The organism is Streptomyces litmocidini, assembly GCF_014649755.1.
GTDB lineage: Bacteria > Actinomycetota > Actinomycetes > Streptomycetales > Streptomycetaceae > Streptomyces > Streptomyces litmocidini.
The window spans coordinates 198,947-216,598 of record NZ_BMTQ01000013.1 but is presented as its reverse complement, the minus strand read 5'-3'; the positions used below and the strand labels follow the sequence as shown (position 1 = coordinate 216,598).

Genomic DNA, 17,652 nt, shown 5'->3' with positions numbered 1-17,652 from the left:
GCACTCACGGCCGGCCTCACTTCAGCCTGCTGGAGACCATGATCGACACGAGGTGCAGCACGGTCTGGAGCAGGGCGATGCCGGCGAGGACGGCGACACCGAGCCGGGAGAAGAAGAGGTCTCCCCTGACCCGGTCCGCGACCGCCAGGACCACGATGAGCAGCGAGGCCTCGATGCCGAGGACGAGCCGGTGGAACTTGAGCGCGGCGGCGGCCCGGCGGGCCAGCGCCATGCCGGAGGAGCGCGGCTCGGACGCCGCCTCCTTGACCGGCGGCAGCCCGCCCTGGTGGCGGGCGACGCCGACGAGGTCGGTCTCGGCCTTGATCAGGACGGCGCCGAGCGCGGCCAGCGTGCCCAGGAAGGCCCACAGCCAGTCGATCCGGCCCGAGCCCCACAGGTCGGCGGCGCGCAGTCCGAAGCCGACGAGGACGGCGGCGTCGCACAGGTAGGCGCCGACCCGGTCCAGGTAGACGCCGGCCAGCGAGTACTGCTTCTTCCAGCGGGCCACCTCGCCGTCGACGCAGTCGAGCAGCAGGTAGAGCTGGACCATGAGCGCGCCGAGCAGCGCCCCCGGGATCCCGGGCACCAGCAGGGCCGGTGCGGCGAGGACGCCCGCGAGCGTCATGACGTACGTCAGCTGGTTCGGCGTGATCCTGGTGCCGACGAGCTGCCGGGTGATCCTGAGCGAGATCTCCCGCATGTAGAGGCGGCCGCCCCAGTGCTCGCCGCTCCGCCGGTCCTTCACGCCCGGGGGGTGGACGACCGGGCGGAGCTCGGCCACCGAGGGCTTGCGCGAAGGACGGAGCTCAGCTACCGATGGATTTGGCATAGTCGGCGTACGCGTCCCTGATCTCGTCGTCGGACAGGTCGAGGTGTTCGAGGATGGTGTAGCGGCCCGGTCGGGTCTGCGGGGCGAAGGACACCGCCCGGACGAACTCGTCCACGGTGAAGCCCATCTCCTCCGACAGGACGGGGAGCCCGTGCCGTCGGAGGGTCTCGACCATCAGGGCGGACGCGTCGCGGTCGCCGCGCAGGTGCATGGCGAAGGCCGCGCCGAGTCCGCACTGCTCGCCGTGGCTGGCGGCGCGGTCCGGGAAGAGCAGGTCGAAGGCGTGGCTGATCTCGTGGCAGGCGCCCGAGGAGGGGCGGCTGTCGCCGCTGATCGACATGGCGATGCCGGACATCACCAGGCCCTCGGAGAGGGTCACGAGGAAGTCGTCGTCGCCGACGCCGCCGGGGTGGCGGAGCACGGCCTCGCCGGCGCTGCGGGCCATGGCGGCCGCGAGGCCGTCGACCTTCTCGCCGGTCTCGCGGTGCGAGAGCTCCCAGTCCGCGATGGCGGAGAGGTTGGAGATCGCGTCGCCGATGCCGGAGCGGACGTACCGCACGGGGGCGTCCCGGATCACGTCGAGGTCGATGACCAGCGCGATCGGGGTGGGGACGCCGTACGAGCCGCGGCCGTTGTCGTTGTCCAGGGTGGAGATCGGCGAGCAGATCCCGTCGTGCGACAGGTTGGTGGCGATGGCCACCAGCGGCAGCCCGACCCGGGCCGCCGCGTACTTCGTCACGTCGATGATCTTGCCGCCGCCGAGGGCGACCACGGCGTCGTACCGCTTGCCGCGCATGGCGTCGGCGAGCTTCACGGCCTCGTCGATCGTGCCGCCCGAGACCGGGTACCAGTCGGCGCCGGGCAGCTCGGGGGCGAAGTGGTCGCGCAGCTTGAGGCCCGAGCCGCCGCTGATGGCGACGGCGATCTTGCCGTTGCTGGAGATCCGCTGGTCCGCGAGGAGCGCGGACAGGTCGTCCAGCGCTCCCCGGCGGATGTCGACGACGACCGGCGAGGGGATCAGCCGGGTCAGTACTGGCACGCGATCTCACGGCCCTTCGCGAGGTCGTCGTGGTTGTCGATCTCGACCCACTTGACGTCGCCGATGGGGGCCACGTCGACGGTGAAGCCGCGGTTGACGAGCTCCTGGTAGCCGTCCTCGTAGTAGAGGTCGGGGTCGCGCTCGAAGGTGGCCTTGAGGGCGTCGGCGAGCTCCTCGGCGGCCTCGGCCTCGATGAGGGTGACGCCGATGTACTCGCCGGTGGCGGTGGCCGGGTCCATGAGCTTGGTGATGCGCTGGACGCCCTTGCCCTCGGCGGTGATGACCTTCATCTCCTCGTCGGCGAGGTTCTTCACCGTGTCGAGGGCGAGGATGATCTTCTGGCCGTCGCCGCGGGCGGCGAGCAGGGTCTTCTCGACGGAGACGGGGTGGACGGTGTCGCCGTTGGCGAGGATCACACCGCGCTTGAGGACCTCACGGGCGCACCACAGGGAGTAGGCGTTGTTCCACTCCTCGGCCTTGTCGTTGTCGACGAGGGTGATCTTGAGGCCGTACTCGGCCTCCAGGGCGTCCTTGCGGTCGTAGACGGCCTCCTTGCGGTAGCCGACGACGATCGCGACCTCGGTGAGGCCGATCTCGGCGAAGTTCTTCAGCGTGAGGTCGAGGATGGTGGTGTCACCGTCGACCGGCACGAGGGCCTTCGGAAGGGTGTCGGTGTAGGGGCGCAGACGCCGTCCGGCACCGGCTGCCAGTACGAGGCCGATCATGCTGTTTCTCCTTCGTCGTGAACGGCGGGTGCTCCGGAGGAGACCCAGAAGCGGATGGACTCCACGAGCACCACCAGCGCGACGGCGACCGCGAGCGCGGTCAGTGCCAGGGTGAAGTCGTCGCCGCGGTCCGCCAGCAGGGCGGCGAGGACGGTCACCAGGAGCGTGCGCCCCTCGTGCCCGCCGGTGACGCGCACCAGCCAGGCGGGCGGCGCGCCGGTGCCTCCGCGGATGCGGTACACCGTGTCGTAGTGATGGTAGGCGACGGCCGCGACCAGCCCGAATGCGGCGGGGAGCGCCTGGGGCACATCGGAGCGGGCGGCGAGCACGAGGACGGTGGTGTACTCGGCGGCGCGGAAGAGCGGGGGGACGAGCCAGTCGAGGGCGCCCTTGAGGGGGCGGGCGACGGCGGCGCCGGCGAACACCACGTACATGCACGCGGCGACGACGGTCCCGCCGTCCCCGAAGGGACGGCCGAGGACGGCGGGGATCAGCACGCCCGCGGCGACGAACGCGAGGACGAACCCGGGGAGCTTCGCGATCCCGGCGCGGCCGGAGATCCGGCCCACGAGGCTCGCGAGTGGCCCGGAGTCCGCGAGGTCCGCCAGTGCCTGGGCGGCACGGTCGGTCCGCTTCGCCTTGCGGGTCAGGGAGCGCAGCACCCGGCCCGCCGTGGTGTAGCAGGCGCCGAAGGCGCAGCCGACGATCAGGGCCCAGAAGACGATCCGGGGGCTGGTCGCCGCGGTGAGGACGGCGATCATCGCCCAGCGCTCGCCGATCGGCAGGATGATCATGCGGCGGGCCCAGACGGTCCAGCCGACGCCGTCGAGCTTGCTGGAGAGGGCCGCGGTCGGGCTGGTGTTGGCGGTGGCGTCGTGGTTGGCCTCGTTGAAGGAGAAGTCCACGACGTGCCGGCAGGTCATGAGGACCATGGCGCCGAGGGCGAGCGCCCACACGTCGTCGCCGTCGCGGGCGGCACCGAGGGCGAGGCCCGCGTAGAAGGCGTACTCCTTGGCCCGGTCGAAGGTGGCGTCGAGCCAGGCGCCCATCGTCGAGTACTTGAGCGCGTAGCGGGCGAGCTGCCCGTCGGTGCAGTCGAGGACGAAGGAGACGATGAGGAGGACGCCGGCGGCGATGTAACCGCCGCGGGCTCCGGTCGCCGCGCAGCCGGCCGCGATCAGCGCGGTGAGCAGCGAGGCGGTGGTGACCTGGTTGGGGGTCAGTCCGCGGCGCGCGCACCAGCGGGCGATGTGGCGCGAGTACGGGCTGACGAAGAAGGTGGTGAAGAAGCCGTCGTGCGCCTTGACGGCCGAGCGCAGGCGCACGGCCTCGTCGTCGACGGCCTCGACGGCGGCGCGGGCCGCGTGGCGGGCCTCGGCGTCGGTGGGCACGGTGGCGACGAGGGTGCCGAGCTGCGGCCGGTGCACGGCGACGCCGTCGGCGTCGAGGGCCTCGGCGAGCGAGTCGGTGAGGCCGTGCGCGTCGGTGAGCGTGCCGCTGCCGGGGGCCCCGGCGGCCGTGGAGACCGCTTCCAGGGCGCGGGCGAGCGCGGGGCGGGCCTCCCGTTGGGCGGTGAGCGCGCCGGGGGCGGCGGCCGCGGGGAAGCGGGGGTCGGTCAGGGCGAGGCGCAGCGCGTGCAGGTGACCGACGAACCGGGGGTCGACGAGCGCGACGCGCTCGCCCGCCGGGACGGCGGCCAGCAGGACGCGGGCCTCCTCGGCGCCGGAGGCGATCCGGACGTCGAAGCCGAGCGACCGCAGATCACCGTCGAGCGAGGATCCGGGTGCCGGCGGGCCGGTGAGGATGGCGGTCGACAGACGAACTCACTCCTTGGAGCTGACGGAGGGGCCGGCGGGGCCATGGCGGTCCCGGCACGGCGGTGCGGCCCGGCACCGGGCGGCGACACGTCGGCTGAGGCTATCGGATGAACGGAACGCGATTTCACCGAGGCTTCGCCGACAGGACCCCCCCGGGACCGTCCGTGTCCGTCCGGGTGCGCCGCGTTCCGCGGAGATCATCACCGGTGATCGGCGTCCCGCCCCGCGAACCCCGCCCCCGGAGTTCGGCGGCGGGGCCCCTCGTTCTGACGTCGTCGCAGGTCAGAGCATATGACAACGGTGTTCAGTACCGTGTTGCGCATACCCCCCACCCGTAGTTCACTTGCGAATCGGGGCACACACTCGACACGACCGGGAGGCCTTGTCATGGGGGCTGGACACGATCACGGGCACGGCCACGGCGGCCCGCCGCCGACGGGTACGGCGGCCGCCGCGTACAGGAACCGGCTGCGGATCGCACTCGGCATCACGCTCTCCGTGATGGTGATCGAGATCGTCGGCGGCCTGGTGGCCGACTCGCTCGCCCTGATCGCGGACGCGGCGCACATGGCGACCGACGCGGTCGGCCTCGCGATGGCGCTCCTCGCGATCCACTTCGCGAACCGGCCCCCCTCGGGGAACCGCACGTTCGGGTACGCCCGGGCCGAGATCCTGGCCGCGCTCGCCAACTGTCTGCTGCTGCTCGTCGTCGGCGGGTACGTGCTGTACGAGGCGGTCCGGCGCTTCGTCGAGCCGGCCGAGACCCGGGGCGGCCTGACGATCGCGTTCGCGGTGGTCGGCCTGGTGGCCAACGTGATCTCGCTGTCGCTGCTCATGCGGGGCCAGAAGGAGAGCCTCAACGTGCGCGGGGCCTATCTGGAGGTGCTCGCGGACGCGCTGGGTTCGGTCACCGTGATCGTCGCGGCCGCGATCATCCTGGCGACGGGCTGGCAGTACGCGGACCCGATCGCCTCGATCGTGATCGGCCTGATGATCGTGCCGCGCACGGTCAAGCTGCTGCGCGAGACCCTGGACGTCCTCCTGGAGGCGGCTCCGAAGGGCGTCGACATGGCGGAGGTGCGGGCGCACGTCCTGGCCCTGCCGGGCGTCGAGGACGTGCACGACCTGCACGCCTGGACGATCACCTCGGGGATGCCGGTGCTCTCCGCGCACGTGGTCGTCGACCAGGACGCGCTCGACTCGGTCGGGCACGAGAAGATGCTGCACGCCCTCCAGGGCTGCCTGGGCTCGCACTTCGACGTGGAGCACTGCACCTTCCAGCTGGAGCCGGTCGGCCACGCGGAGCACGAGGCGAAGCTCTGCCTCTGAGCGGCCTCCTGCTGTTAGCCTCCTCGTACGAACGCGTGGGGAGAGGAGCTGAGGTCGATGACCGTCGTGATGGAGGCCGCCCAGTGCGGCGGCGCCCGGTCGTCCCTCAGCCTCCGGGTCTCCGGCTGACCTGATCCCGGTCCTTCCACCGGTGCGTCACGTCGTCGGCCGGGGCCCTTTCACACCAAGGGTCTCCACGTTGTCCGACAACGCTTTGCACGACTCCTTCTTCGCCCTGCGCCACGGCCTGCCGCGCCAGGGGCCGGGCTCCGACGCCACCACCCGTCGGCTCCTCGCGCTCGCCGGGCGGCTGCCCGGGCGTCCGCGCGTGCTCGACCTGGGCTGCGGCCCCGGCCGCTCCGCGCTGCTCCTGGCCGCCGAGGCGGGCGCCGAGGTGACCGCCGTCGACACCCACGAACCGTTCCTCGCGGAGCTGCGGGAGGCCGCCGCCGCCCGCGGGCTCGACGGCGCGGTCCGCACCCTGAACGCCGACATGCGCGCGCTGCCGTTCCCCGACGGCTCCTTCGACCTGGTCTGGGCGGAGGGCTCGGTCTTCGTCCTCGGCTTCGACCGGGCCCTCGCCGAGTGGCGCAGGCTCCTCGCGCCCGGGGGCACGCTGGTGCTCACCGAGTGCGTCTGGACCACCGGGGAGCCGGGCCCGGCGGCCCGCGCCTTCTGGGAGGAGCACTACGCCCTCCGCACCGTCGCCGGGAACGCGGCGGCGGCCGTGGCGGCCGGCTACCACGTCCTGGGAACCGTCCCGCAGCCCGAGAGCGACTGGGACGAGTACCACGTCCCCCTCGCCGCGCACGCCGACGCGGCGGACACCACCGTGCCCGGCACGGCCGAGGCGGTGGCGGGGGCCCGCGCCGAGATCGCGCTGCGGCGCGAGCACGGCTCCGACTACGGGTACGCCGGCTTCGTCCTGCGGGCCGCCGATCCGCGCTGGCCCACGCGGCCGGAGACCGAGGCGGACGCGGCGGCGGTCCGGCGGGTCGTGGCCGCCGCCTTCGGCCCGGAGGGGGCGGCCACGGCGCCGGAGGCCGATCTGGTCGACGCGCTCCGGCACGACGACGCCTGGCTGCCGGGCCTGTCGTACGTGGCCGAGGCCCCGGACGGCACGGTCGCGGCGCACGCGCTGATCACCCGGTGTCTGGTGGGCGGCGTCCCCGCGGCCGCTCTCGCCCCGGTCTCGGTGGCGCCCGCCCGGCAGCGGACGGGGGCCGGGCAGGCCGTCGTCCGGGCGGTGCTCGACGCGGCGCGGCTGCAGGGAGAACGGCTCGTGCTCGTACTGGGCCATCCGGAGTACTACCCGCGGTTCGGGTTCGTACGGGCGTCCGAGTATGGAATCAAGCCAGGTTTCGAGGTTCCGGACGAGGCGATGATGGCGCTCGTCCTGGACGCTTCCGTGCCCGTTCCCCGTGGCACGCTCGTCTATCCGGCGCCTTTCGGGGTGTAGTGCCCCTCCGCGTCCCTCCCGCTCCCGCCGCACCGCTTGTACTCCGGCGCGGTGGGAGCGGCCGCGTCCGGACGCCGAAGTGCGGACAAGCCGCTTTTGTACGGCACACTGTGGGGGCCCCACAGGGCCGAGGACCGATGCGAAGGATGGGTATGCCGACCACACCAGCCACCGCGGCTCAGATCTCGCCGGAGATCACGTCGAACGGTGTCCAGCCGTCCGGAGCCCCGGCGCCGATCATGCTCGAACTGGTCGACGAGGAGGGGAGGACCATCGGCACCGCGGAGAAGCTCGCCGCGCACCGGGCGCCGGGACAGCTCCACCGCGCCTTCTCCGTCTTCCTCTTCGACGAGTCGGGCCGGCTGCTGCTCCAGCGACGGGCGCTCGGCAAGTACCACTCCCCCGGCGTCTGGTCGAACACCTGCTGCGGCCACCCCTACCCGGGCGAGGCGCCGTTCGCCGCGGCGGCCCGGCGGACCTTCGAGGAGCTGGGCGTCTCGCCGACGCTGCTCGCGGAGGCCGGCACCGTCCGCTACAACCACCCGGACCCGGCCTCGGGCCTGGTGGAGCAGGAGTTCAACCACCTCTTCGTCGGCCTCGTGCAGGCCGCCCCGCGGCCGGACCCGGAGGAGATCGAGTCCACCGACTTCGTGACCGCCGAGGAGCTGGTCGAGCGGCACGCCGCCGCGCCCTTCTCCGCCTGGTTCATGACGGTCCTGGACGCGGCGCGGCCGGCGATCAGGGAGCTGACGGGTCCGTCCGGGGGCTGGTGACCCCGGGCACGGCCTCCCGGCCCCGGTGCCATCGGGGCCGGGGCTTCCGGCCGCCCGCGCCGGAACCGGACTCCGGGGCCTCCGGCCGCGTGCGCCGGAAGCCGGACCCGGCGGGCTCCGTCAGACGGGTCCCAGGGGCAGCGCCGCCCAGATGATCTTCCCGCCGCTCGCGGTGTGCTCGACGTCGCAGGCGCCGCCGGCCTCCTGGGCGATCTCGCGGACCAGGAGGAGCCCCCGGCCGCCGGTCTGTCCCCAGTCCGCCTCCAGGGCCTTGGGGCGGTAGGGGTGGTTGTCCTCGACGGACACCCTGACCCACTCGGGGCCGATCGCGACCTCCACCGCTATCTCCGGGGAGAGCAGCGCCGCGTGCCGCACGGCGTTGGTCACCAGCTCGGAGACGATCAGCAGCAGGCCGTCCATGATCTCCTCGCGGACGGGGACGCCCTGGCGGACCAGCAGGTCGCGTACGGCGTGCCGGGCCTGCGGGACGGAGACGTCGACCGCCGCAGCGGTGAAGCGCCAGACTCCTTCGTAGGACGGTTGCCGGGCGGGGAGACCCCCGTGGGTCTCCACGGTCCCGTTCCCACCCTCGTGCTCGATTCTCGCCACGGATCGAGTCTTGGCAATGCGCGCGAGCGGACCGGCCTACTGACCAGAAGTCGACACCTATCGGTCACCTTCTGATCGGCTGGGTATGCCAACGTCAGTTGTTCGACTGATCCTGCGCGGTTTCTGGGGAGTCCGGAGAGGAGCCCTCCTGCGGCGACGGCGTCACCATACCGACGATCCGCCTGCCGCCCACCCCGATCGCGATCAGGCCCAGCCCGTCGAAGAGCAGGGCGAGCGAGAAGAAGAGCCCGAGGACGTACCGGCTGCTGTGCGGCCAGTCGAACAGGACCAGCAGGCCCAGCAGCAGCCCGAAGGCGCCTTGGAGCAGCGTCCAGCCGAACTGAGGCCCGCGCACCACCACGCTGCCCACCAGCCGGAACAGCCCGCCGGTGAGGAAGAGCAGGGCGGCGAACAGCGTCAGCGCCTCCGCCGAGCCCTGCGGGTGACGGATGACCACGACACCGGCCGCGATGTTCAGGGCGGCCACCACCGCGGCGAGCCAGAAGTAGCTGGTCCCGCGCGACTGGACGGCCTGCAGCAGCCCCACGACGCCGCCGATGAGCAGCAGCCAGCCGAAGAGCAGCATCGAGGTCAGGGTGGCGACGCCCGTGTAGACCAGACCGACGACACCGCCGACGACGAGCAGGGCGCCGAGCGCGGCCAACCAGCCGAAGCCGCGGCTGAGCCTCTTCCCCTCGCGCGCCATCTCCCGGACCGGGTCGGGGCCGGCTCGCGCCCCTCGGGCGTCCTCGGTCATGCGGTGCCTCCTCGGGCGACCCCTTCCTGATCGTACGTTCGGGCCCGGCGGATAGCATCCGGCCCATGGAGCCGCAGCTGAAGGACAGCGTCACGGACGGGATCGCCACCGTCGTCATCTCCAACCCCGCCAAGCGCAACGCCATGAGCGCCGGCATGTGGCGCGCCCTGCCCGCCCTCCTGGAGCGGCTCGCCGCCGACCCGGCCGTCCGGGTGCTGGTCCTCACCGGCGAGGGCGACACCTTCTGCGCCGGGGCGGACATCGCGGCGCTCCGGGAGCCCGGGGACGAGCAGCAGACGCTCGCGGTACGGGCCGAGGAGGCGCTCGCGGCCTTCCCCAAGCCGACCGTCGCGGCGGTGCGGGGCTTCTGCGTCGGGGGCGGCAGCCAGCTCGCCGCCGCCTGCGACCTGCGCTTCGCCGAGGAGGGCGCCCGCTTCGGGATCACGCCCTCCAAGCTCGGCATCGTCTACCCGTCCTCCTCGACCCGCAGGCTCACCGCCCTGGTCGGCCCCTCGACCGCCAAGTATCTTCTGTTCTCCGGCGAGTTGATGGAGGCCGAGCGGGCCCTGCGGACCGGTTTCGTGGACGAGCTGCACCCGGCGGGCGCGCTGGACGAGCGGGTGGCCGAGTTCGCCCGGCTGCTCGCCTCCCGCTCGCTGCTCACCCAGGCGGCGGCCAAGGAGTTCGCCGACGGCCGGCCGGACCGGGACGCCCACTGGGCGGAGCAGGCGCGCGGCAGCGGTGACACCGCCGAGGGCGTCGCCGCCTTCCTGGAGCGCCGCGCGCCCCGCTTCACGTACGGCCTCTGAGCCGGTCCCGCGCGCCCGGCCCGACGGCCGTCCGGCCGTTCCCCTCGTACCGACCAGTCGGTAACCTTCGGTCCATGACGACTGCTCTCCCCCCGCGCGCGGGCCGCCGGTGCCACAACGCCCTCAACCCGATGCACTCCGCGCTGTACTTCTCCCCGGACCTCGACCGCGAGTTCACCGCCCTCGGCTTCACCGACCAGAGCGCGATGCGGCTCGCCGCGCGGAGCGCCGCACTCGGCGCGGTGGGCGCGGGCACAGTCGCCGCCACCTTCTACAACTACAACCACGAGTTCCTCTCCGGGCACCTCCCGGCCCTCTGGGAGACCGCCTCCCCCGCCGAGGTCCTGGACGCGCGGCTGCGCACCGCCGACGCCACCCTGCGGCGGCTGCTCGGCGACGACGTCGTCGCCTCCCCCGAGATGGCCGAGGCGGCGGAGCTCGCCCTGCGCGCCACCGAGGCCTGCGCCCGGCACGCCCGGCCGCTCTACTCTGCCAACGCCGACCTGCCGGTGCCCGAGCAGCCCCACCTCGCCTACTGGCACGCCGCCACCCTGCTCCGCGAGCACCGCGGCGACGGCCACCTCTCGGCCCTGCTCGCCGCCGGCCTCGACCCCGTCGAGGCCCTCGCCTCCCACACCGCCACCGGCAAGGGCATGTCCCCGCGCTGGGTGCTCGGCACGCGCGGCTGGCGGCGCGCCGACTGGGAGGCGGCACGGGAGCGGCTGCGCGAGCGCGGGCTCCTGGACGCCGAGGGCGAGCTGACGGAGGCGGGGACGGCCCTGCGCGCCGCACTGGAGGAGCACACCGACCGGCTGGACTCCGCCCCGTACGAGCACCTCGGCGCGGCCGGGGTCGAGCGGCTCACCGAGCTGGGGCGCGGCTTCCTGGTCGCGGCGGTCGGCGCGGGCGCCTTCCCGGCGGACCTGCTCGGCAAGGACTGACCCGGCGGACGGGGACGCGCGCGGGACGGGTCGGTTGCCGCATACGGGTGACCGACCCGGCAGAATGCACTCGCAAGCTTGAGGCACGAGAAGGCGAGTCGGGACACCGTGACGACGTCCATCGAAGCAAGGATCGCCGAGGAGCTCGGCGTACGCGAGCGACAGGTGAAGGCAGCCGTCGAGCTCCTCGACGGCGGTTCGACCGTGCCGTTCATCGCGCGCTACCGCAAGGAAGCGACCGAGATGCTCGACGACGCGCAGCTGCGCACCCTGGAGGAGCGGCTGCGCTATCTGCGCGAGCTGGAGGACCGTCGGTCGGCGATCCTCGACTCGGTGCGCGAGCAGGGCAAGCTGACGGCCGAGCTGGAGGCGAGCATCCGGGCGGCCGACACCAAGGCGCGGCTGGAGGACATCTACCTGCCCTTCAAGCCGAAGCGCCGGACGAAGGCCCAGATCGCCCGTGAGGCGGGGCTCGAACCGCTGGCCGAGGGGCTGCTCGCCGATCCGTCCGTCGAGCCGGCGGCCGCCGCCGCGGCCTTCGTGGACGCCGGCAAGGGCGTCGCGGACGCCGCCGCGGCCCTGGAGGGCGCGCGGGCGATCCTCGCCGAGAAGTTCTCCGAGGACGCCGACCTCATCGGCGAGCTGCGCGAGCGCATGTGGGGCCGCGGACGGCTCGTGGCGAAGGTCCGCGACGGGCAGGAGGAGGCGGGAGCGAAGTTCGCCGACTACTTCGACTTCGCCGAGCCCTTCACGGCGCTGCCCTCGCACCGCGTGCTCGCCATGCTGCGCGGCGAGAAGGAGGACGTCCTCAGCCTGGAGCTCGAGCCGGAGGAGCCGACGGAGGGACCGTCCTCGTACGAGGGGATCGTCGCGAGCCGCTTCGGCGTCGCCGACCGCGGCCGCCCCGGGGACAAGTGGCTCCGCGACACGGTCCGCTGGGCCTGGCGCACCCGGATCCTGGTGCACCTCGGGATCGACCTGCGGCTGCGGCTGCGCACGGCCGCCGAGGACGAGGCGGTCCGGGTCTTCGCGGCGAACCTGCGGGACCTGCTGCTCGCCGCGCCGGCCGGCACCCGGGCGACGCTGGGACTCGACCCCGGTTTCCGCACGGGCGTGAAGGTCGCCGTCGTCGACGCGACCGGCAAGGTCGTCGCCACCGACACGATCCACCCGCACGTCCCCGCCAACAAGTGGGACCAGGCGCTGGAGAAGCTGGCGCGCCTGGCGAAGGAGCACGCGGTCGAACTGATCGCGATCGGCAACGGCACGGCCTCCCGCGAGACCGACAAGCTGGCGACCGAACTCCTCGCCAAGAACCCCGAGTTGAAGCTGACCAAGGTGATGGTCTCGGAGGCCGGCGCCTCGGTCTACTCGGCCTCGGCCTTCGCCTCGCAGGAACTCCCGGACCTCGACGTGTCGTTGCGCGGCGCCGTCTCCATCGCCCGGCGGCTCCAGGACCCGCTCGCGGAGCTGGTGAAGATCGACCCGAAGTCCATCGGCGTCGGCCAGTACCAGCACGACCTGGCCGAGGTGAAGCTGTCGCGCTCGCTCGACGCGGTGGTCGAGGACTGCGTGAACGGCGTCGGCGTGGACGTCAACACCGCCTCGGCGCCCCTGCTCTCGCGGGTCTCGGGCATCAGCTCCGGACTCGCGGAGAACATCGTCGCGCACCGGGACGCCCACGGCCCCTTCCGCTCCCGCAAGGCGCTCAAGGACGTGGCCAGGCTCGGCCCGAAGGCGTACGAGCAGTGCGCGGGCTTCCTGCGCATCCGGGGCGGCGACGACCCGCTCGACGCCTCGGCGGTGCACCCGGAGGCGTACCCGGTGGTGCGCCGGATGGTGAAGGCGACCGGCGGCGAGGTCGCGGCGCTGATCGGCGACACGGGCACGCTGCGCTCGCTGCGGGCGGACGACTTCGTCGACGAGACCTTCGGCCTGCCGACGGTGACGGACATCCTGCGCGAGCTGGAGAAGCCGGGCCGTGACCCGCGGCCGGCGTTCCGTACGGCCACCTTCAAGGAGGGCGTCGAGAAGATCGGCGACCTGGCGCCGGGGATGGTCCTGGAGGGCGTCGTCACCAACGTGGCCGCGTTCGGCGCGTTCGTGGACGTCGGTGTGCACCAGGACGGTCTGGTGCACGTGTCGGCGATGTCGAAGACCTTCGTCAAGGACCCGCGTGACGTGGTGAAGCCCGGTGACGTGGTCAAGGTGAAGGTCGTGGACGTGGACATCCCGCGCAAGCGGATCTCGCTGACGCTGCGGCTGGACGACGAGCCGGGCGCGGGCGGCCAGGGCGGCGCGCCCCGGCGTGACCGCGGCGAGCGGGGCGAGCGGGGCGAGCGTTCCGGTCGGCCGCCGCAGCAGCGTCAGGGCGGTGGCCGGCGGACCGAGGGCGGAAACCGGAACGACCGGGGGGAGCGGGGCGGCCGGGACCGTTCGGCGGCGCCCGCGCCCGCGAACAGCGCGATGGCGGACGCCCTCCGCAAGGCCGGCCTGCTCGGCGAGGGCGGCGGCAAGCGCCGGTAGACGCACAGGTCGGACGGGGGTTCCGACAGGCCCGGCGAGTCCGTCCTCGCGCGCCCCGACCGGGGACGCGGGGACGGACCCGGGCCGACCGGGCATCGTGCCGAAGCGATCCGTTTTGCCCGTTGACGCGCTCAGGGCAGGCGTTCATGATCGTCTTCGGCCTCCACGGGGGAGGCGCACGATGTTCCTGCTCCTGGAGGTCGCACCACCCATGAAGCGCATGATCGCGAAGGTGGCGGGCACCGCGGCCGCCGCAATGACCATGGCCCTGGTCCCGCTCGCCGGCACCTCGTACGCCGCCGGCTGCAGCGGGTCCGGCTGCGACAACCTCGGCCCCGTCTCGCAGGCCTGCGACGGCGACGCCACGACCAAGGCGACCGCCGTCAACGGCAACGGCTTCAAGGCCGAACTGCGCTGGTCCGGCGCGTGCCAGGCGGGGTGGGTCCGCGTCACGTCCCCCTCCGGCAGCCAGTGGTGGCCCCGGTACGGCTCCATCGAGAAGTGGCTGGGCCCCGGCACCGACTTCCAGCGCAGCCTCACGGTGCAGTTCCCCTACCAGGCGGGCAGCGACTGGTCCAACATGCTGGGCAGCGGCAGCGCCTACTACCGCGTCTGCATCAGTGACAACGGCAACGTGACCTGCAGCAACTTCTGGTAGGCCGCCGGCCCCCGCGTCCGCGTGAACGAGGCCGCGGCCCGGAGGGCCGCGGCCTCGTCGCGTCGCGCCCGGTCACGGCAGGAAGCGCAGCGCCCAGTCGGCGCGGTTGGCGACGGAGAGGTCGTCGTCCTCCGTCATCGGCCGGAGGAGACGACGGGCCGTCTTCGGGTCCGCCTGGACCAGGTCGACGATCTCGGCGGCCAGGCCGTCCTGGTCGTCCCCGAGGTCGACGGCGGAGGCGCGGATCAGGACCGGGAGGACCTCCGGGCCGCCGAGGGCGGCGAGGACGCCGCCGAGGAGTTCCCGGGCGTAGGCGTTCCGCTCGGTGAGGGCCCGGTCCAGCTGCGTCCGGAGGCCCGGCAGGAGACCGGCGTCGCCCGAGGCGGCGATCTCGTCGGCGAGGTCGATCGTCTCGTCCACGTCCGCGTCCGGATCGTCCAGCATCTCGGTCAGCCGGGTCAGTAGGTCGGTCATCGTGCCTCCTGGAAAGCGCCGTCCACCAGAACGGGAACGGCCGTCGAGCTGTCGATCTCGGCGGTCACGGCCACGTCCTGGGGAAAGCCGTACTCGTACAGTTCACGACCCGGTCCGCAGCCGTGCAAGGCGGCGACCGGGTCCTCGGCCGCCGCCCACGGCGTGGCCGCCGCGGTCGCCTCCGGGTTCATCCGGGTGTGCGGGCCCCCGAGGGCGGAGAGCACCGCGCCCGCGCCCAGCAGGTCTTCGAGCGCCGGGCGCAGCGATCCGTCGGGCCACCGCTCGCCGGCGGCGACGACGGCGAGCGGACGGTCGCCCGTGCCGTACCCCCGGTCGGTGAGCCGGCGGGCGACGGCCGAGCGGTTGCGCAGGGAGGCGACGACGACCGCGCCGCCCGAGGCCGCCTCGGCCGCGATGGTGGAGCCGTTCGGGGACGGCAGGACCGGGCGCGGCGGCCTCGGGGCGGCCCGCAGGGCGGCCGGGGGGAGCGTCCACGGGTGCGCCCCGGTGGCCTCGCTCCGCCCGACGGCGAGGACGGCGTCCGTCTCCCGGGCGTACGCGGCGGCCCTCCGGCGGTACGGCGGGACGGCGGTGCCGCCCTCGACGGCGACGCCCACGGAGGCGGTGAAGGACAGCACGTCGACCACGACCGCGCAGGCGGCCGCCGGGGCGAGGGTCCGCGCCTCGACGGGGCCCCGGCCGAAGGAGACGGTCATCGCGGGCCCGGCCCGGAGGAGAGCGGCATCAGAGTTCGGTCACCTTGCCGTCGGCGACCTCGACGCGGCGGGTGGTGCGGACCGCGTCGAGCATGCGCCGGTCGTGGGTGACGAGCAGCAGCGTGCCGGTGTACGAGTCGAGGGCGGACTCCAGCTGCTCGATGGCCGGCAGGTCCAGGTGGTTGGTCGGCTCGTCGAGGACGAGCAGGTTCACGCCCCGGCCCTGGAGCAGGGCGAGCGCGGCGCGCGTCCGCTCGCCCGGGGAGAGCGTGGTGGCGGGCCGCAGCACGTGGACGGCCTTGAGGCCGAACTTGGCGAGCAGGGTGCGGACCTCGGCGGGCTCGGTGTCGGGCACGGCCGCGCAGAAGGCCTCCAGGAGCGTCTCCGTGCCGTGGAAGAGCTTCCGGGCCTGGTCGACCTCGCCGACGACGACGCCCGAGCCGAGGACCGCGTCGCCGGAGTCCAGCGGAAGACGGCCGAGGAGGGCGGCGAGCAGGGTCGACTTCCCGGCGCCGTTGGCGCCGGTGACGGCGACCCGGTCGGCCCAGTCGATCTGGAGGGTGACGGGGCCGAAGGCGAAGTCCCCGCGGCGGACCTCGGCCTCGCGCAGGGTCGCGACGACCGAGCCGGAGCGGGGCGCGGCGGCGATCTCCATGCGCAGCTCCCACTCCTTGCGGGGCTCGTCGACCGCGTCGAGGCGCTCGATCATGCGCTGGGTCTGCCGGGCCTTCGCGGCCTGCTTCTCGCTGGCCTCGCCGCGCAGCTTCCGGCCGATCTTGTCGTTGTCGGAGGCCTTGCGGCGGGCGTTGCGGACGCCCTTGTCCATCCAGTTGCGCTGCATGAGGGCGCGCCCTTCGAGGGCCGCCTTCTTGTCGGCGTACTCCTCGTACTCCTCGCGCGCGTGGCGCCGGGCGGTGTCCCGCTCCTCCAGGTACGCCTCGTAGCCGCCGCCGTACAGGGTGATCTGCTGCTGGGCGAGGTCGAGTTCGAGGACCTTGGTGACGGTGCGGGTGAGGAACTCGCGGTCGTGGCTGACGACGACGGTCCCGGCGCGCAGCCCCTTCACGAAGGACTCCAGGCGCTCCAGGCCTTCGAGGTCGAGGTCGTTGGTGGGCTCGTCGAGCAGGAAGACGTCATAGCGGGAGAGCAGCAGCGAGGCGAGGCCGGCGCGGGCGGCCTGGCCGCCGGAGAGGGCGGTCATCGGCTGGTCGAGGCCGACGGTGAGGCCGAGGGAGTCGGCGACCTCCTCGGCGCGCTCGTCGAGGTCGGCGCCGCCGAGGTTCAGCCAGCGCTCCAGGGTGAGGGCGTACGCGTCGTCCGCGCCGGGCGTGCCGTCGACGAGGCCCTGGGTGGCCTCGTCCATGGCGGCCTGGGCGGCGGCGACGCCGGTGCGGCGGGCGAGGAACTCCCGCACGCTCTCCCCCGCGCGCCGCTCGGGCTCCTGCGGGAGGTGGCCGACGGCGGCGGTGGGCGGGGAGAGCCGCAGCTCGCCCTCCTCGGGGGTGTCGAGCCCGGCGAGCAGCCGCAGCAGGGTCGACTTGCCGGCGCCGTTGACGCCGACGAGGCCGATGACGTCACCGGGGGCGACGACGAGGTCGAGCCCGGCGAAGAGGGTGCGTTCGCCGTGGCCGGCGGCGAGGTCCTTGGCGACGAGGGTTGCAGTCATCAGGGAACGAATCCTAGGCGACGCGGCGACACGCCGAGGATTCGAGGAGCCGGAGCAGTACGGACCGGTAGGTCGCGCCGTGGAAGCGGTACGGCCCGACGCCGGGGTAGCCCTCGCGCACGGGGTCGGCGGCGGTGCCGGTCTGCCAGGCGAAGTCGCGCCAGACGACGTCCCCGCCCTCGCGGGCGACGACGGCCGTGACCGCGCCGCAGCCGGGGTCCTCGCAGTCGGGGCAGGAGTGGATCACCTGGCGGGTTCCGTCGGCCGGGAGGAGGCGGTGGGCGTGCTCGGGGCGGACGGTGGGCGGGAGGTCCGCCGCGAGGGGCGAGACGACGTCGTGACCGTCGGTCTCGTCGAGCCGGTGGAGCAGCGGCCTGCCGTCGACGAGGAAGTCGTGGTGGTGGGGGTCGCCGCCCGACGGGGCGGCGGGGGCGAGGTCGAAGGACGTGTACGGGACCGGCATGACTCGAGTCTTCCGTCCTTCCGTGGCCGCCTCGTCCCGGAAATGTCCCGGTCCCGGTACGG

Annotated in this window: 17 protein-coding genes; 7 read left to right on the top strand and 10 right to left on the bottom strand. The window is 73.6% G+C overall.

Annotated features, from left to right (window positions below; all coding sequences use genetic code 11):
• Positions 1–16 precede the first annotated feature (16 nt).
• The 4 genes from IE180_RS26080 to IE180_RS26065 are packed head-to-tail and all read right to left on the bottom strand — an operon-like array spanning position 17 to position 4,353.
• On the bottom strand, positions 17–829 hold the full coding sequence (locus IE180_RS26080; protein WP_190159386.1) for a CDP-alcohol phosphatidyltransferase family protein: 813 nt from the start codon (positions 827–829) through the stop codon (positions 17–19).
• Positions 807–1,868: an iron-containing alcohol dehydrogenase family protein gene (locus IE180_RS26075; RefSeq protein WP_190159385.1), complete on the bottom strand. Its 1,062-nt coding sequence runs from the start codon at positions 1,866–1,868 to the stop codon at positions 807–809. The genes IE180_RS26080 and IE180_RS26075 overlap by 23 nt, the downstream gene beginning before the upstream one ends.
• Positions 1,856–2,593, bottom strand: a complete 738-nt coding sequence (locus IE180_RS26070) for a phosphocholine cytidylyltransferase family protein (RefSeq protein ID WP_190159384.1) — start codon at positions 2,591–2,593, stop codon at positions 1,856–1,858. Before IE180_RS26070 ends, IE180_RS26075 begins: the two co-directional genes overlap by 13 nt.
• The gene (locus IE180_RS26065) at positions 2,590–4,353 is read right to left on the bottom strand and encodes a DUF5941 domain-containing protein (protein ID WP_229860889.1); all 1,764 of its coding nucleotides are present in this window, start codon (positions 4,351–4,353) and stop codon (positions 2,590–2,592) included. The genes IE180_RS26070 and IE180_RS26065 overlap by 4 nt, the downstream gene beginning before the upstream one ends.
• 444 nt (positions 4,354–4,797) lie before the next feature.
• Between IE180_RS26065 and IE180_RS26060 the strand changes: the two genes are divergently transcribed.
• From IE180_RS26060 to idi, 3 genes are all read left to right on the top strand, one after another.
• Positions 4,798–5,739, top strand: coding sequence for a cation diffusion facilitator family transporter (locus IE180_RS26060; protein WP_190159383.1), 942 nt, complete (start codon positions 4,798–4,800; stop codon positions 5,737–5,739).
• A gap of 199 nt (positions 5,740–5,938) precedes the next feature.
• Complete coding sequence (locus IE180_RS26055; RefSeq protein ID WP_190159382.1) at positions 5,939–7,198, top strand: bifunctional class I SAM-dependent methyltransferase/N-acetyltransferase; 1,260 nt, start codon at positions 5,939–5,941, stop codon at positions 7,196–7,198.
• Positions 7,199–7,350: 152 nt separating this feature from the next.
• A complete protein-coding gene (idi, locus tag IE180_RS26050; RefSeq protein ID WP_190159381.1) occupies positions 7,351–7,971 on the top strand; it encodes an isopentenyl-diphosphate Delta-isomerase in 621 nt (206 codons plus the stop codon).
• Positions 7,972–8,091: 120 nt separating this feature from the next.
• On the opposite strand, the gene IE180_RS26045 is transcribed toward idi, so the two are convergent.
• Both IE180_RS26045 and IE180_RS26040 read right to left on the bottom strand, forming a co-directional pair.
• Positions 8,092–8,544 (bottom strand): ATP-binding protein, encoded by a 453-nt coding sequence (locus IE180_RS26045; protein ID WP_190159447.1) that lies wholly within the window; start codon positions 8,542–8,544, stop codon positions 8,092–8,094.
• A gap of 130 nt (positions 8,545–8,674) precedes the next feature.
• Positions 8,675–9,337, bottom strand: coding sequence for an HdeD family acid-resistance protein (locus tag IE180_RS26040; protein ID WP_190159380.1), 663 nt, complete (start codon positions 9,335–9,337; stop codon positions 8,675–8,677).
• A gap of 65 nt (positions 9,338–9,402) precedes the next feature.
• On the opposite strand from IE180_RS26040, the gene IE180_RS26035 reads away from it, so the two are divergent.
• The 4 genes from IE180_RS26035 (at position 9,403) to IE180_RS26020 (ending at position 14,271) form a co-directional block, all read left to right on the top strand.
• Positions 9,403–10,146 (top strand): enoyl-CoA hydratase/isomerase family protein, encoded by a 744-nt coding sequence (locus IE180_RS26035; RefSeq protein ID WP_190159379.1) that lies wholly within the window; start codon positions 9,403–9,405, stop codon positions 10,144–10,146.
• Positions 10,147–10,220: 74 nt separating this feature from the next.
• Positions 10,221–11,087 (top strand): SCO6745 family protein, encoded by an 867-nt coding sequence (locus IE180_RS26030; RefSeq protein ID WP_190159378.1) that lies wholly within the window; start codon positions 10,221–10,223, stop codon positions 11,085–11,087.
• Positions 11,088–11,195: 108 nt separating this feature from the next.
• Entirely contained in the window at positions 11,196–13,613 is a 2,418-nt protein-coding gene (locus IE180_RS26025) for a Tex family protein (RefSeq protein ID WP_190159377.1), read from the top strand.
• 181 nt (positions 13,614–13,794) lie between these two features.
• Positions 13,795–14,271 carry a DUF2690 domain-containing protein gene (locus IE180_RS26020; protein ID WP_190159376.1) on the top strand — a complete coding sequence of 159 codons (477 nt, stop codon included), beginning with the start codon at positions 13,795–13,797 and terminating at the stop codon, positions 14,269–14,271.
• A gap of 72 nt (positions 14,272–14,343) precedes the next feature.
• On the opposite strand, the gene IE180_RS26015 is transcribed toward IE180_RS26020, so the two are convergent.
• The 4 genes from IE180_RS26015 to IE180_RS26000 are packed head-to-tail and all read right to left on the bottom strand — an operon-like array spanning position 14,344 to position 17,590.
• Complete coding sequence (locus IE180_RS26015; RefSeq protein ID WP_190159375.1) at positions 14,344–14,745, bottom strand: hypothetical protein; 402 nt, start codon at positions 14,743–14,745, stop codon at positions 14,344–14,346.
• Positions 14,742–15,461, bottom strand: a complete 720-nt coding sequence (locus IE180_RS26010; RefSeq protein WP_190159374.1) for a 2-phosphosulfolactate phosphatase — start codon at positions 15,459–15,461, stop codon at positions 14,742–14,744. The genes IE180_RS26015 and IE180_RS26010 overlap by 4 nt, the downstream gene beginning before the upstream one ends.
• Before the next feature lie 28 nt (positions 15,462–15,489).
• Positions 15,490–17,127 carry an ABC-F family ATP-binding cassette domain-containing protein gene (locus IE180_RS26005; protein WP_190159373.1) on the bottom strand — a complete coding sequence of 546 codons (1,638 nt, stop codon included), beginning with the start codon at positions 17,125–17,127 and terminating at the stop codon, positions 15,490–15,492.
• 13 nt (positions 17,128–17,140) lie between these two features.
• Positions 17,141–17,590, bottom strand: coding sequence for a hypothetical protein (locus tag IE180_RS26000; RefSeq protein ID WP_190159372.1), 450 nt, complete (start codon positions 17,588–17,590; stop codon positions 17,141–17,143).
• Between the last annotated feature and the right edge of the window lie 62 nt (positions 17,591–17,652).

What these genes read in the sequence shown, in the direction of transcription:
- IE180_RS26010 (WP_190159374.1), bottom strand. Translation starts at nt 15,461, where the DNA reads ATGACCGTCTCCTTCGGCCGGGGCCCCGTCGAGGCGCGGACCCTCGCC.
- IE180_RS26000 (WP_190159372.1), bottom strand. Translation starts at nt 17,590, where the DNA reads ATGCCGGTCCCGTACACGTCCTTCGACCTCGCCCCCGCCGCCCCGTCG.
- IE180_RS26060 (WP_190159383.1), top strand. Translation starts at nt 4,798, where the DNA reads ATGGGGGCTGGACACGATCACGGGCACGGCCACGGCGGCCCGCCGCCG.
- IE180_RS26030 (WP_190159378.1), top strand. Translation starts at nt 10,221, where the DNA reads ATGACGACTGCTCTCCCCCCGCGCGCGGGCCGCCGGTGCCACAACGCC.
- IE180_RS26035 (WP_190159379.1), top strand. Translation starts at nt 9,403, where the DNA reads ATGGAGCCGCAGCTGAAGGACAGCGTCACGGACGGGATCGCCACCGTC.
- IE180_RS26005 (WP_190159373.1), bottom strand. Translation starts at nt 17,127, where the DNA reads ATGACTGCAACCCTCGTCGCCAAGGACCTCGCCGCCGGCCACGGCGAA.
- idi (WP_190159381.1), top strand. Translation starts at nt 7,351, where the DNA reads ATGCCGACCACACCAGCCACCGCGGCTCAGATCTCGCCGGAGATCACG.
- IE180_RS26070 (WP_190159384.1), bottom strand. Translation starts at nt 2,593, where the DNA reads ATGATCGGCCTCGTACTGGCAGCCGGTGCCGGACGGCGTCTGCGCCCC.
- IE180_RS26015 (WP_190159375.1), bottom strand. Translation starts at nt 14,745, where the DNA reads ATGACCGACCTACTGACCCGGCTGACCGAGATGCTGGACGATCCGGAC.
- IE180_RS26040 (WP_190159380.1), bottom strand. Translation starts at nt 9,337, where the DNA reads ATGACCGAGGACGCCCGAGGGGCGCGAGCCGGCCCCGACCCGGTCCGG.
- IE180_RS26080 (WP_190159386.1), bottom strand. Translation starts at nt 829, where the DNA reads ATGCCAAATCCATCGGTAGCTGAGCTCCGTCCTTCGCGCAAGCCCTCG.
- IE180_RS26020 (WP_190159376.1), top strand. Translation starts at nt 13,795, where the DNA reads ATGTTCCTGCTCCTGGAGGTCGCACCACCCATGAAGCGCATGATCGCG.